11 protein-coding genes, 1 tRNA gene and 1 pseudogene are annotated in these 13,605 nt (G+C 58.4%); 9 read left to right on the forward strand and 4 right to left on the reverse strand.

The window, feature by feature from the left end:
- Nucleotides 1–112: 112 nt before the first annotated feature.
- The 4 genes and pseudogenes from AC1D2R_RS02275 (at nt 113) to AC1D2R_RS02290 (ending at nt 4,291) form a co-directional block, all read left to right on the forward strand.
- Nucleotides 113–295: a hypothetical protein gene (locus AC1D2R_RS02275; protein ID WP_477964329.1), complete on the forward strand. Its 183-nt coding sequence runs from the start codon at nt 113–115 to the stop codon at nt 293–295.
- 368 nt (nt 296–663) lie between these two features.
- Complete coding sequence (gene ggt, locus AC1D2R_RS02280; RefSeq protein ID WP_477964331.1) at nt 664–2,271, forward strand: gamma-glutamyltransferase; 1,608 nt, start codon at nt 664–666, stop codon at nt 2,269–2,271.
- Nucleotides 2,272–2,575: 304 nt separating this feature from the next.
- Nucleotides 2,576–2,942: pseudogene (locus AC1D2R_RS02285) on the forward strand (helix-turn-helix transcriptional regulator); the annotation flags it as partial.
- A 446-nt stretch (nt 2,943–3,388) separates the two neighbouring features.
- A complete protein-coding gene (locus AC1D2R_RS02290) occupies nt 3,389–4,291 on the forward strand; it encodes a LysR family transcriptional regulator (RefSeq protein ID WP_477964333.1) in 903 nt (300 codons plus the stop codon).
- A 2-nt stretch (nt 4,292–4,293) separates the two neighbouring features.
- Here AC1D2R_RS02290 and AC1D2R_RS02295 read toward each other — a convergent pair whose 3' ends face one another.
- On the reverse strand, nt 4,294–4,677 hold the full coding sequence (locus AC1D2R_RS02295; RefSeq protein ID WP_477964335.1) for a hypothetical protein: 384 nt from the start codon (nt 4,675–4,677) through the stop codon (nt 4,294–4,296).
- Nucleotides 4,678–4,958: 281 nt separating this feature from the next.
- On the opposite strand from AC1D2R_RS02295, the gene AC1D2R_RS02300 reads away from it, so the two are divergent.
- Both AC1D2R_RS02300 and AC1D2R_RS02305 read left to right on the forward strand, forming a co-directional pair.
- Nucleotides 4,959–5,225 carry a hypothetical protein gene (locus AC1D2R_RS02300; protein ID WP_477964337.1) on the forward strand — a complete coding sequence of 89 codons (267 nt, stop codon included), beginning with the start codon at nt 4,959–4,961 and terminating at the stop codon, nt 5,223–5,225.
- Between the two features lie 1,095 nt (nt 5,226–6,320).
- Nucleotides 6,321–6,839, forward strand: coding sequence for a hypothetical protein (locus AC1D2R_RS02305; RefSeq protein WP_477964339.1), 519 nt, complete (start codon nt 6,321–6,323; stop codon nt 6,837–6,839).
- A 524-nt stretch (nt 6,840–7,363) separates the two neighbouring features.
- Here AC1D2R_RS02305 and AC1D2R_RS02310 read toward each other — a convergent pair.
- A tRNA-Thr gene (locus AC1D2R_RS02310) sits at nt 7,364–7,439 on the reverse strand.
- 128 nt (nt 7,440–7,567) lie between these two features.
- Nucleotides 7,568–8,527: an NAD(P)H-dependent flavin oxidoreductase gene (locus tag AC1D2R_RS02315; RefSeq protein ID WP_477964341.1), complete on the reverse strand. Its 960-nt coding sequence runs from the start codon at nt 8,525–8,527 to the stop codon at nt 7,568–7,570.
- Nucleotides 8,528–8,804: 277 nt separating this feature from the next.
- Between AC1D2R_RS02315 and AC1D2R_RS02320 the strand changes: the two genes are divergently transcribed.
- The gene (locus tag AC1D2R_RS02320) at nt 8,805–9,992 is read left to right on the forward strand and encodes a hypothetical protein (protein ID WP_477964343.1); all 1,188 of its coding nucleotides are present in this window, start codon (nt 8,805–8,807) and stop codon (nt 9,990–9,992) included.
- Between the two features lies 1 nt (nt 9,993).
- Here the strand turns inward: AC1D2R_RS02320 and ppk2 are convergent, their stop codons facing one another.
- The gene (gene ppk2 / locus AC1D2R_RS02325) at nt 9,994–10,875 is read right to left on the reverse strand and encodes a polyphosphate kinase 2 (protein ID WP_477964345.1); all 882 of its coding nucleotides are present in this window, start codon (nt 10,873–10,875) and stop codon (nt 9,994–9,996) included.
- 234 nt (nt 10,876–11,109) lie between these two features.
- On the opposite strand from ppk2, the gene phoR reads away from it, so the two are divergent.
- Nucleotides 11,110–12,336: a phosphate regulon sensor histidine kinase PhoR gene (phoR, locus tag AC1D2R_RS02330; protein ID WP_477964347.1), complete on the forward strand. Its 1,227-nt coding sequence runs from the start codon at nt 11,110–11,112 to the stop codon at nt 12,334–12,336.
- A gap of 200 nt (nt 12,337–12,536) precedes the next feature.
- Complete coding sequence (locus AC1D2R_RS02335) at nt 12,537–13,571, forward strand: substrate-binding domain-containing protein (RefSeq protein ID WP_477964349.1); 1,035 nt, start codon at nt 12,537–12,539, stop codon at nt 13,569–13,571.
- Nucleotides 13,572–13,605: the final 34 nt, after the last annotated feature.

Genomic DNA, 13,605 nt, shown 5'->3' on the forward strand with positions numbered 1-13,605 from the left:
TAGAAGGGTCCGCGTCGCCCCCGGCACTGTGTGCGCAATGCACTGGCATGCGATTGTTTCCGCGTGATAGATTGCTGTTTGCGGCGCAAACGCCTGGCAAGGAGAAGCATAGATGAGCAGATTTCGGGTATTTGTAGCAGCAGGAGCGCTGATCAGTCTTTCGGCACTCACGTCCGCGTGCGCGACCCCCCCGAATTCAATGGGCTCGGCATCAGGCTATCAGCCGGGCGATTCGATGAACCTGGCATGTGCGGATGGATTCCGACCCAACGACGGCCGTTCGTGCAGTTATTGAGTACCGCGGCAAGCGGCGTCTGATGAATACCTTTTCGTGAAGACCTTGCCCTTACATAGCTTCGGCTTTCGCGCGGGGCTCTGACCCTGCGAGGGGAACATGGTTCCGCTTGCAGGACTCGAACCTGCGACCCCATCCTTGCGAAGGGTGTGCTCCAGTCAACGACATCAATAAGTTAAGTTTTTTGCGTGTACATAAACAGTGAAATTTAGTGCTTTGGCGATTATCCAATCTACGGCGAAGACTGTACGCCGCGATCCGAACCCACACCGTGCCCTGAGACTGCTTCCTATCACCTGACTTTCCATCCAGCCGGCATGGGCATAGGCTCCGGTGAGTTTCCCTGAGTCTCCCGGAGTTCGAGTTCCATGCGTGACCTGCACATGCCCGGCCGTTCCGTCGTCATGGGCCGGCACGGCGCCGCCGCCACCTCGCACTTTCTTTCCACGCTCACGGCCATCGAGATCCTTCGCCGCGGCGGCAACGCCGCTGACGCTGCTATCGCCGCCTGCGCCGTGCAATGCGTGGTCGAGCCGGGCTCGACCGGTATTGGCGGCGACAATTTCGTTCTCTTCGCCCCCGCTGGTACCGACACTGCGAAGGGCGGCAAGGTCTATGGCCTGAACGGCTCGGGCCGCGCGCCCAAGGGCCTCACCGTCGAGCATCTGCTGACGCAGGGACTGAAAGAAATCGGGCTGACTTCGGTGCATGCCGTCACCATCCCCGGCGCGATCGATTCTTGGTGCAAGCTGAACCAGCGTTTCGGCTCCATGCCGCTGGCTGAGCTGCTGCAGCCCGCCATTCGCCACGCCGAGGAAGGCTTTGCAGTGACCGAGCGTGTCGCCACCGATTGGAGCCGCAACGAAGACAAGCTGAAGGCGGACGCCAATTCCGCGCGCATGTGGTTGAAAGACGGCGGCCGCGCCCCGAAGGCCGGTGAGGTTTTCCACCAACCCGAGCATGCGAAAGTCTTCCACGCGATCGCTGCTGAAGGTCGCGACGGCTTTTATACAGGCTGGGTTGCCGACGACATGGTGGCCCACTTGCGTAGCTTGGGGGGCATGCACGCGCTGGAGGATTTCGCCACGCAAGAGGCATTCTGGGTCGAGCCGATTTCGACGACCTATCGCGGTATCGAGCTGCTGGAGGTCCCGCCGAACGGCGTCGGCATCACGACATTGCTGATGCTCAACATCCTGAGCGGCTTTGACTTGAGCATATACGATCCGGTCGGCGTCGAACGTTTCCATATCGAAGCCGAGGCGACCAAGCTCGCCTTCCAGGCGCGCGACATGTATGTGGCCGACCCCGCCTTTGCCGATGTGCCGGTGCATAAGCTGCTCTCGGCCGCCTTCGCCGACGAGTTGCGCGCCCGCATAGATCTGAAGAAAGCCATGCCGGCGCTAGGCCCGGCCGGCGACACCACCTGTCGCGAAACGGTTTATATCAGTGTGGTCGACCAGCAGGGCAATGCCTGCTCCTTCATCAACTCGCTGTTCTGGCCCTTTGGCACCGGCCTGAGCAGCCCGAAGACCGGGGTGCTGTTGCAGAACCGTGGTGCCGGCTTCCGCGTCGATCCCGCGCATCCCAATTGTGTGGCACCATGGAAGCGCCCGCTGCATACCATCATCCCGGCGATGGCCATGAAGAACGGCAATCCCTGGCTCTGCTTCGGCGTGATGGGTGGCGGCTTCCAACCGGTCGGCCAAAGCCATGTACTGACCAATATCCTCGACTTTGGCATGAATGTGCAGGAAGCCATCGACTGTGCCCGCGGCTTCCACCAGATGGGCAGCTTCGAGGCAGAGCGTAGCATCCGCGAGGATGTGCTGAACGGCCTCGCGACTTTAGGCCACGAGATCAAGATAGCCGAGATGCCCCATGGCGGTGGCCAGGCGATCATGATCGACGCGACCAACGGCGTACTGCAGGCCGGCTCGGACCCGCGCAAGGACGGCTGCGCGCTTGCTTACTGAAGCACCGGGGCACGATCGCGATAGCCAGGGCGGTTCTGAGTGTAGCTCTGGTTTGCCTAGGCACATCGAGTCGTCAGGGATTTGAGGCTGCTCACCGTCGTATGAGCGTTGTCAGGTTCAAACGTGCGATCCAATGTTAGGGCAAACCAAGCGGATGTTGAGGGGTAGGAGTCATCAAAACTGCTATCCACTTGGTTAGCACATCGACAAACCATGGGACGAATAAACAAAAGCGCTTGGTGCATAGCATCCGTGCAAAGCGCCAGACCGACGCGTCTGTTGGTGACGGCAAGCGTGGGTGAACGAGCTGTGGAGTCAGCGGCCGCTGAACGGCGTGCCGAAACAGCCCGGGCGGTGGCGCTTGGCGATGGCACGGCGGGAGTGCCGCTCTACTGCTGGGTGCAACTCGAGGACGGAAAGGCGCTAGTCTCCTTCGACGACGCCGAAACGCTCGCCGCCGCATCACGGGCGCGCAGGGGGTCTACAGCGTTTCGCCGGCGCAAACCCGTCTTTCGCGCCTGATCGTTGATGGCCAGGACCCTCGCCTTGGTCTCCGATCAGCTCGGGGTCAGCGTCAACACGTTGCCCACCCAATACAGCGCATCCTCGTTAAGACTGGCATTCGCGCCGCCCTGGTCCGCGTGCTCCTGAGCGCCGAGACCAGGGGCCGGGTCATCGGAACCAATGCGTTAGCTGTGCTGGCGGCGACCACAGCTGCTGTGGCATCTGGCAGCAAATAATTGGAATGCCCAAGCATATTTTCAGAGTTCACTGAGGTAACGCCACGCTCCAGCAGCATTTCATCAACAAAGGACTAAGCGCAGCGTAAACCTGAAATACAGCCAGACAGAATTCGAGATGATCTGTTACAAAAAAAACGGTGGCGCTTGTAGCTGACAGCAGAACTATTCATACGACCGTCTCGTTTCTAAATTTACTGATGCCGCGTTTATGTGACAACACCCATAGTATGCTTCGGGTTGGGTAGAAAGACTGCGTTGCATAGGCCAGAAATGTAGATAGGTTGCATTCTATTCAGCTGACGACCGCCATAATTGTCAGCAACTTGGCAAAATCTGTCCCTGTTGTGCTGGACCAAAAGAATGGAAATTCAGCAATGCGTCATCTGGCTCCCCTTAAAGATATTGTCACCATTGCGCGCGCGGGTTCCATCCGTAAGGCATCCGAGATCCTGTGCATAAGTTCGACCGCCTTGAACCGAAGGCTTTTAGCGATGGAAGAGGATTTTGGCGTCCTGATTTTCGAACGCCTGCCAAGGGGCCTTCGGCTCTCCTCATCGGGTGAGCTCATTCTTCAGCACATGCAAAACCAGCTTTCAGAGCATGAGCATCTGTGTTCTCAGATCGTTGATCTTTCTGGCCTGCGGCGCGGGCATGTTTCTATTGCTTGTAGCCAAGCGCTTCTTCCCCACTTCCTGCCGCAACAGATATCGAGCTACAGGAAGGCCCATCCCGACGTGACTTTCAGCGTTCACCTTCGCGACAGGGAGGCGGCGGAGATCGCCCTGCAAGGCCATTCCGCCGATCTTGCTATTGTCCTGGAGCCAGTGAATCTAAGCGTGTTCCACAATGTTCTATCTGTGCACCAGCCCATTTGGTGTCTGATGCGTGAGACCCATCCCCTGGCAAAGAACGAGATGATCCGCCTAAGTGACTGCTCGCAATATCCGGTTGCGTTACCAGAATCCAATTATGGTGTCCGGTACCTAATCGACCGAGCACTCATGCGAGGTTCTTTCGCCATTAACATGGTCATCGAAGCCGACAGCTTCGAGTTTCTTCGGGGTCTAGCGTTATACGAAGACCTGCTCACGTTTCACATTCCGATCAGCCTGCCGGTGCGACCAAGTGAAGGCCTTGTCTATCGACCCTTGGACCCACGTGATGTGGAAGCCGGGCGACTATCCGTAGGTTACCTGCGCGGGCGCAATCCTCCGGTAGCCGTGGTTAGATTTATGGAACAAATTTGTGGCGATCTAACCGATCGATTTGGCCTCTGACTTTATCTTGGTGGAGGCAAGCAGCGAATATAATTGACAGGCTCAGTTGGGCTGGTGGTTGTCCCTGTTAGTCGTTTGCGGATGATCGTCGCCGGCGGCGCCACAAATCCAGTTGCTTCAGTCTTTCTGGTTTTTCCTACTTGAGCTATGACGACCGAACTCATCGATTGCGAAATGTTCTCGCAATAGCGTGTAGTCTCCGTGTCAACTATTTGATTCGCAAAGGATTGGACAACACCGAAAATAAATATCGTGCTGAATGCAAGCGGGATTGCAACTAATGATTTCCGGGGTGGCAAGGCTATAACAAGCATAATATTCCCCTGTGGTATTTTTTTACTTAAGAGTGCTGCTTTCTGTGCAGTTGGCATCATAAAAGCCGGCATGCTCAGATCTTGAGGTGAGGCGTTGAAATTGTCGCCTGATATGTTTGCATCAGCGCGGTGCGGAAAACGCACTGCAACGTAAGTGCGTAGGCAACCCCACGTAGCGTGGTGTCTCGATTTCGCTCATTTTCTGCGTGAATCATGCGGGAGTCCTATGAGTGACGATGTGAATCATGTCCGGACGTTCGAAGTTCTGACGGCGGAGCCGGTTCGGAAGCGGCGAAAGCCGAAGTTTCGGTCCAATGCGGAAAAGGCCCGGACCCGTGAAGAGTCGCTGGTCCTTGGCGCGGATGTATGTGCAGTCGCCCGAGCATATGGCGTGGACCCCTCCCAGCTTTTTGGCTGGCGTCGAGCAGCTCTTACGTCAGGTGCTGTGCGGCGACTTGGAAAAGCTCGCTCGTATTGACCGGCCAATCGTTGCGATCGATCGCCAAGGAAACCCCACGCTGTCGCGCGCCAAGGCCGGCGAGTACCGGCTACCGACCGCCGAGATATTCCAACGCGTCGAACGGGTTTGGAAAGCTGCCGGCGACCCTGTCGTGAAATAGCGTCGCCGTTGACGAAATGATCCATCCATAAGAAGATTCGTATACTTCGGGGAACGGAGCTGAACGTCTGTGGACGGACGCGAACGAAGTTGGCATTACGTCCCGTCGGTCGTCATGTAGTACAAAGACGGGGAACGGAAGGGCACCGTTTCCCGCTCGGAAAGCGCCCCCGGCTTAGCTGAATTGGAAGCCAGGCTTGAGGCAATGAGCAGAAGGCGGCGTTTGTGGCCGAGATCAAGGTCCTCGATCCCGAGGCAGTCCGCGAGCAGCTTCCACGGCTCTAGAGGAAGATCGATCAACTCCTGGACGCGCGTCACCGACCTTTTTAGGGGCCGTGATCCATCATGGTGTTGTCGAACTGCTTCGGGACTGGGGAGAAGCCAATCTTCGCGGGAGAGCTGTCCAAGCAGTCGCAGTGCGCGAGGGGTTCCAGAACGAGATTGAACTACGAGCCGACACATAGCGGCGGATGCCTGGAATTGCCGGCAGAGAAGTTTCGAGGTCAACATTGCCCACTGGAAGCCGAGGCGAAGGCCGCGCATGAATGGCTTGTCGAATACTGGCGTTCAAGGCTGGGGAGAGGCGAGATCGCCGCAGAATAGTCCTGCGGTGGTCTGAAGCACCAGCCACTGCACCCAGGGCGAGAGAGGTCGGAGAGTCGCGTGTTGCGAACACGACGGCCCGATTGGGAGTTGTGGCGCGGGGTTTCACAAACGGGACATCATCAACCTGCCTTGATGATGTCAGGAGCGTCCTCGGATCAACAAAAAGACTCCGGCGAGGCTATACGCTGGGGTCTTTTGTTTAACTTCGACAAGTTTCGAGATCGATGCTTTTTGAAGCCGGAATCGATTCCGTCTTCCTTATTTAGAACGTTCCTATATGTTCGCGGCCGATGTCGGTCGTGGTGATTGGATGGAAGGTCTCGTTCCGTGTCCGGCATCGGGGGTAGCCAATCCGCCAGAGTAGTGCCGAAAGAATTTGACGACCGCTTGCACTTGGACATTTTTTCCAGCGCTGAGTTTTCGAGTTATCATGGGTGGTCGCGCAGATCACCCATAGAACAATTCAGCCTGCACACGAAAAGGGATATCAATGAGAAACTTCGTGACACTTATCGCGGCGATGTCAGTATCGCTTTCGTCTGCGATGACAGCCTACGCGCAAGCGCCCGTTCCCAAGGCAAGTGATGTGCTTGTCAAATATGGGGAGGTTGAGGACTGGACCGTCTATACAAATCAAACCCGCGGAGATTGCCTGATCGTGCGGGATTTTGGTCTCGGTTCGGTGCAAATGGGCGTTACCGCAAATCAGGACGTGGGGTATCTTGGCGTATTCTCGAAGCTTGATATCGGCCTTCAGAACGGGACCAGTTCGGAAGTCTTCGTCTCCATGGGAGGCCATCTCTATGGTGGTGTTGCCACCAGCACCCACGGTGAACTCAAGGGCGGATATTCGGGAGGCTACATTTTGACAGACAGCCCGGAGTTCAAGCGCGACGTAGCGAAGAAATATGAAATGATCGTGTTTCCTGAAACCAAGGGAACCTTTGTCGTCGATCTGAAGGGAACCTACAAGGCAATGGCACTGGGCCGCAAGTGCCTCAAGCATTGACAGCCTGCGCCTAGAGGCCACTTCGATGTTTACGAACAGTTCGCGTGAGGTCTGTGATCTTGAGGTCGCCCGTGACTGGTCTCGCGCATCGTGTGCATTCGGGTGGAGTTTTCTTTTGGTGGCCTAATTTGTGAATGGCGGTGACCTCGGTCACTACCGTCCCTTTTCTTGGACGCTGGTGGATCCACCGCATTCGCGGTGGTCCGTCAAATAAACGAAGGCCAGCTAAGCAGGCGGCGACGGACTGCAGAAACCGTCGCCGCCTTGAGTCGAAGTAGCCGGTGCGCTCAAAGCCGCCCGATCCCTCGATGACGCGCCCTATGACTGTTGGGGCGAGGTCGATAGATCAGGCGGCGGGCTCGCCGACTATCCTTGGATCATGAACAATGAAACGGCGGTACGATGCCATTTCTGCTTTGTTGATAGAGTGAGGCATGGGCAATGCCGTCCTGCAACCGGTCACGACCGAACGATTGGATTATTGGAGAAATAGCGCGGGGCGCTAAGCAAAGACTGTAGAAAATTGGTGCCGCTTGCAGGACTCGAACCTGCGACCCCATCATTACGAATGATGTGCTCTACCACCTGAGCTAAAGCGGCCAATCTGGGACGAACGATGCGGCCCGCGATTTGCATGGCGCTGATACAGGCATTGCCTGAAGATTTCAAGCGCCCTGTCGCGTCTTTGCTAAAAAAGAGCGGCGCTGTGGAAAATCGCGAGGGCCCGCTCAGATGGCCAGCCGCGCGCGCGCCTCATAGTACTCCTTTTCTAGGCGGTCGACGAGCGTGCCGACGGGTTCGACGGCCTTTATGGCGCCGATACCCTGGCCGCTGCCCCATATGTCCTTCCAGGCCTTGGCGCCGCCGACGGCCTGCTCAAAATCCATTTTCGAAGGGTCGGCGGCCGGCAGGTTGTCTGGGTCGAGGCCGACCGCTTGGACCGAGGGCTTCAGGTAGTTGCCATGCACCCCGGTGAAATAATTGGAATAGACGATGTCGTTTGCTGCGCCCTCGACGATTGCCTGCTTGTAGGCGTCCGATGCGCGTGCCTCCTCGGTCGCGATGAAGGGCGAGCCGATATAGGCCATGTCGGCGCCCATGGCCTGGGCTGCGAGGATGGCTCCGCCATTGGCAATCGCGCCGGCAAGCAGCAGCGGTCCGTCGAACCATTCGCGGATTTCCTGCACCAGGGCAAAAGGAGAGAGTGTTCCGGCATGGCCGCCGGCGCCGGCGGCAACGGCGATCAGCCCATCCGCGCCCTTGCGGATGGCGGAATTGGCATGGCGGTTGTTGATGACGTCGTGCAAGACGATGCCGCCATAGGAATGCACCGCCGCGTTCACCTCCGGAACGGCGCCCAGCGACGAGATCACCACCGGCACCTCGTATTTGACGCAAAGCCGCAGATCGTGCTCGAGCCGCTTATTGGACATGTGGACGATCTGGTTGACGGCGAAGGGGGCGGCCGGCCGCTCCGGATGCGCCGCATTGTGGGCGGCCAGATCCTCGGTCATCTTCGCGAGCCATTCATCCAGCTGGCTCTCCGGCCGCGCGTTTAGCGCCGGAAAAGCCCCGACGATGCCGGCTTGGCATTGCGCAAGTGTCAGGGCTGGATGGGAAATGATGAAAAGTGGCGAGGCGACCACCGGCAGTCTGAGGTTTTGCGTCAGGATGGGGGGCAGGGCCATGGGACACCGTGAGGATTGACGTTTACGAAAACGTCAATCTGATAGCAGAGACTTTTGCTGAGGAAAAGGCTGCTCTATCGGTTCGGCAAATATCGGTTATTGTTGTCGATAATGAACGCGAAGCGAGGTGGGGCGCCGTTATCCCCTGCCGACACAGAGTTGAAAGTTGCGCAAGGCTTGCGGTTTCCTGCGCCACCAGATACCGCATTTGCAAATTGTTAAGCATGATGCCCAGTTCTCAAAATGAAGAATGGGGTCTCAGAACGAAGGACCGGACGTGAGCGGATTAGAAACTGCTATCAGAACGGCGCTCAGCAATGCCGATCGCGACAATCCCGAAGTCCGAGCCAAGATCTATCAGTCGGCGCGCCAGGCGCTGGAAACCGGCTTGCGCAAGCAGGACATCATCGACGCGGAAGCCGTCAAGCATCATCGCCACAGGCTGGAGATGACGATCCATATGATCGAGGCTGAGGAAAGGGAACGCCTGCATCCCCGCCAGGGACCGCCGGAAGTTTCGGTGCCGCCCGTGGTCGAAATTCCGCCGCCGGCCGCGCACCGCGTTCGCGAGGATGCGGACAGCCCGACGATCGGCGGCGAGACGCGCGCCCCTGCCGGCCCCGATCCACGCTTCGACGATGAATCCAGCCTTGCCGCCGTGCATGCGGGCAGCGCCGACCATCTGGGCGCACCGGAATCCAGCGGAACCGTCGGGGCTGACAAGAGACCGGCCAATATGGATTTCCGGCCTGAACGGGCCGCCGCTCGGCGCAGGCCGCGGAAGTTCTTCTCTCGGCTTCTCGTCTGGTGCGTGCTGCTTGCCTTCATCGGCATGGGCGCATGGTGGGCGCATACCTCCGGGCTGCTGATGACGGCTGCCGAGCGAGACACAAGCGTTGCCAATCCGCCGGCGAGCACGGCTCCGGAAGATTTCGACGGCGCCGACGAGAATGGCCAGACGGCAGCTTCGGGCAACGGCCAGACGCCGGTGACGATCGACCCTCAAAATTCGTTCTCGGCTGCCTGGATCGAGGTGTTCGCGCCCTCCGACGCGAACAAGATCATGAAAGGTGCGCAATCGAGAACGGAAAATGTCGCCGAGAGTGACGGCCCGGCCGTCCGCCTGATTTCGCAAACCGGCGACCGCGACGGCAATGTGGGCATCAGCATTCCCGCCGACGTGCTGCAGCAGCTTGCCGGAAAGTCTTCCACCATCGCGATCACGCTGCAATCGACCTCGGACGAGCCGACGCAGATTGCCGTCGAGTGCGATTTCCAGTCGCTCGGCGATTGTGCGCGCCATCGATTCACGGTGACGCGCGAGAAATCGGACGTGCTCCTGCAGGTGCGTTTCGACCAAACGCTGTCGCCGAGCTCCTCAGGCACCCTGTTGATCAACAGCGATCTGGATGGCAAGGCGAGAGGCGTCAACCTCTACGCCGTGCGTATTCTGCCGGGGCAATAGGCTATTTCAGGTAACCCGGTCCCGAGCCGATGATCTTGTCGTCCAGCTTGCCGATGGCGTCCTTGTCCTTGCCGTCGTAGTCTATTGTCTTCAGCAGGTGACGGATCAGGTTCAGCCGGGCGCGGCGCTTGTCGTTGGCATGGATGACCGTCCAGGGTGCGAACTCCGTATGCGTCTCTTTCAGCATGCGGTCGCGCTTTTCGCTGTAGTCGCCCCATTTCGTCAGCGCCGCGATGTCCATCGATGACAGCTTCCAGACTTTCAGCGGGTCGTGCCGCCGGTCGTGGAAGCGCTTCAGCTGCATTTCCCGTCCGATATCGAGATAGAACTTGAAGAAGAAGATGCCTTCGTGTGCGATCACCTTCTCGACCTGCGGGGCCTGCGCCAGAAAATCCTCGTATTGCTTCGGAGTACAGAAGCCCATGACAGGCTCGACACCCGCCCGGTTGTACCAGGAACGGTCGAATAGAACAAATTCGCCCGCTGTTGGAAACTGGGCGACGTAGCGCTGGAAATACCATTGTCCGGCCTCACGGTCGGTCGGTTTGGTGAGGGCGACGACGCGCGCGAGACGAGGGTTCATGTGGGCGGAGGAAGCGGAAATCGCGCCGCCCTTGCCAGCAGCATCGCGCCCTTCGAAGAGCGCCATCACCCGCTTGCCGGTAGCCTGCAGCCAGAATTGCACCTTGACCAACTCCACCTGCAGTTTCTCAAGGTCCTCGATGTATTCCTCTTCTTTCAGCTTCTTGTTGTAGGGAAAGCCTCCGGATTGCAGCGCGTCCTCGTCGACCCAATCAGGCAGGACGGGATCGTCGACATCGAAGACACGCCTCTTGCCGCGGATATCCAGTTCAACTGCTCTGCTTTCGACATCGTCGGCCATGGGTACCCTCCTCGGATCCTGTCGCGAGCAGGCGACCACATTTTCTTTTGAAAATCAAACGTCTTGCCGTTGGGCTGAAATCCTGTGCTTATCTCCGCGATTTATTCGATCGCTGCAGCAGCCGAAAACTTCTGTCATGAATAGGGGCTATCAGGCAAAGTTTGAAGCCAGAGAAGTACGAATCGACGTCGCGAGGGGCACTTGGAAGAGGAAACGCCATGGACACGCAGCCTGATGGCACGCATCCGTCAGGAGAGCTTCGTTCTCTTCGCAGCACTGGCGATTGCGCTGATCGCGATCAGCGCGGGGATGAACGCGTGGGGCGCATTTGGGCTGCTGCTGGTTATGGCTGTGGCCGTTCTCTGGTATTCCACGCCGGCCTCTGGAACGCCGCCGGTACCACCGGCCGTTGAGACCCAGGCGCCTGTCAGCCGAAGTCTCCTGCCTGAGGTTTCCGCCACGCTGTCGGCCCTCGACGTCCCGGTCATGGTGCTTTCGGGCGACGCGTCGGTACTGTTTCAGAACCGTGCGGCCGAAAAGGCGTTCGGCGAGGTCGTGCTCGGCGCGCATATCTCAGCTCGGCTACGCTCGCCGGGTATTCTCGACATGGTCGGCGAAACCATCGCGACCAACGCGCCGAACCAGATCGAACATTCGGAGCGCTTGCCGTCGGAGCGCGTCTATATCGTCCGTAGCTCCCCGGTTGAGCTCAGGCACGACGACAGTGCGGGCGAGCATCTGTTCGTACTATCTTTCCGCGACATTTCCGAAGTCCGTCGGATCGACCGCATGCGCTCGGATTTCGTCGCCAATGCCAGCCACGAGCTGCGCACGCCGCTAGCCTCCCTGCGCGGTTTCATCGAGACCATCCAGGGACCGGCAAAGAACGATCTGAAGGCGCAGGACCGTTTCCTCGGGATCATGTTCGACCAGACGACGCGCATGAGCCGGCTGGTTGACGATCTGCTGTCGCTGTCACGGCTGGAATTGAAGTCGCACATTGCGCCGGACGAGAAGGTGGATCTCGTCCCGTTGCTGGGTCATGTCAGGGATTCGCTGCTGCCGTTGGCCAGGGATGTCGGCGTCGAAATCGGGCTGCATGTTCCGGAGGGAAAAGCGGAGGTACTTGGCGACCGGGACGAGCTCGTTCAGGTCTTTGAAAATCTGATGGAAAACGCCTGCAAGTACGGTCAGGAAGGAAAGGCCGTCGATGTTTTCCTGAAGGCAGGTCAAGGGGAGCCCGTGGAGGTCACGGTTGTTGACCAGGGTCCAGGCATTCCGGCCGAGCATGTGCCTCGCCTGACGGAACGTTTCTATCGCGTGAATATCGAAGACAGCCGCTCGAAGAAAGGCACCGGCCTTGGCCTTGCCATCGTCAAGCACATCCTGACGCGCCACCGCGCACGGCTGATCGTTAAGTCCGAAGTGGGCAAGGGAACGAGCTTTACCGTGCGGTTCTGACATAAAAGCGTAATACGGCGGTCGCCGGTTGAAAATTTATATAATAAATTCAATCATATGATCCGTCACAAATGTTTCATCAAACTGACATAAAACCTCTAGGCATCGGGGGCTAAAGAGAGCGTGCCGCTGAAGAAGACGGCACCGCAAGGGGCCGCCCAAGGCCACACTCAGACCGCTATATGCCCGGGAGATTTGATATGAACGCTTTTAAACTTACGGTCGCCGCACTTGCTGCTTCCGCCGCTTTCGCAGGCGCGGCATTTGCTCGCGACCAGGTCCAGGTCAGTGGGTCTTCCACGGTTCTGCCTTACGCCAAGATCGTTGCTGAAACGTTCGGCGAAACCTTCAAGGACTTCAAGACGCCGGTCGTCGAATCCGGCGGCACCGGTGCCGGCCTCAAGGAATTCTGCAAGGGCGTCGGCCCTGACACCATCGACGTCGCAAACGCGTCGCGCCCGATCAATGCCAAGGAACTGGACGCCTGCAAGGCAGCCGGCGTGACGGACATCCAGGAAGTGAAGATCGGCTATGATGGCATCGTCTTCGCAACCGACTCTTCCAACCCCGACGTCGCCTACGTTCCGGCTGACATCTACAAGGCTCTGGCCGCTCAAGTCGTCGTCGACGGCAAGCTCGTCGCCAACCCTTACAAGAAGTGGTCCGAAGTCAATCCGAAGCTTCCCGCTGTTGACATCGCTGCCTATATCCCGGGCGAAAAGCACGGCACCCGCGAAGTCTTCGAAGTGAACGTTCTCGCAGCAGGCTGCAAGGCTTCGGGCGCGCTCGACGTCATCAAGGCTTCGATCACCGAGGCGGCCGCTCAGAACAAGGCTTGCGTTGCAGTCCGCAAGGACGGCGCTGCTGTGGACATCGACGGCGACTATCCGGAAACGCTGGCACGCATCGCTGCCAACAAGACGGGTGTCGGCGTATTCGGCCTGTCCTTTTACGAAAACAATGCCGACAAGCTGAAGGTTGCAACCGTCAACGGCATCGTTCCGTCGACCGAAACGATCTCGGACGGCACATACCCGGTTTCCCGCCCGCTGTTCTTCTACGTGAAGAAGGCACACCTCGGCGTCATCCCCGGTCTGAAGGAATACGTCAACTTCTTCGTTTCCGAGCAGATGATCGGCCCTGACAGCCCGCTCGTCGAATACGGTCTCGTTGCCGCTCCCGATGCAGAGCGCGAAGCGATCCGCAAGTCGGTCGAAGACGGCAAGACCATGTAATGAACTTTGCCGGCGCGACCCCAAAGTCGCGCCG

It is taken from the genome of Rhizobium sp. P1_C7 (assembly GCF_056406295.1).

What these genes read in the sequence shown, in the direction of transcription:
- AC1D2R_RS02275 (WP_477964329.1), top strand. Translation starts at nt 113, where the DNA reads ATGAGCAGATTTCGGGTATTTGTAGCAGCAGGAGCGCTGATCAGTCTT.
- ggt (WP_477964331.1), top strand. Translation starts at nt 664, where the DNA reads ATGCGTGACCTGCACATGCCCGGCCGTTCCGTCGTCATGGGCCGGCAC.
- AC1D2R_RS02290 (WP_477964333.1), top strand. Translation starts at nt 3,389, where the DNA reads ATGCGTCATCTGGCTCCCCTTAAAGATATTGTCACCATTGCGCGCGCG.
- AC1D2R_RS02295 (WP_477964335.1), bottom strand. Translation starts at nt 4,677, where the DNA reads ATGCCGGCTTTTATGATGCCAACTGCACAGAAAGCAGCACTCTTAAGT.
- AC1D2R_RS02305 (WP_477964339.1), top strand. Translation starts at nt 6,321, where the DNA reads ATGAGAAACTTCGTGACACTTATCGCGGCGATGTCAGTATCGCTTTCG.
- AC1D2R_RS02315 (WP_477964341.1), bottom strand. Translation starts at nt 8,527, where the DNA reads ATGGCCCTGCCCCCCATCCTGACGCAAAACCTCAGACTGCCGGTGGTC.
- ppk2 (WP_477964345.1), bottom strand. Translation starts at nt 10,875, where the DNA reads ATGGCCGACGATGTCGAAAGCAGAGCAGTTGAACTGGATATCCGCGGC.
- phoR (WP_477964347.1), top strand. Translation starts at nt 11,110, where the DNA reads ATGGCACGCATCCGTCAGGAGAGCTTCGTTCTCTTCGCAGCACTGGCG.
- AC1D2R_RS02335 (WP_477964349.1), top strand. Translation starts at nt 12,537, where the DNA reads ATGAACGCTTTTAAACTTACGGTCGCCGCACTTGCTGCTTCCGCCGCT.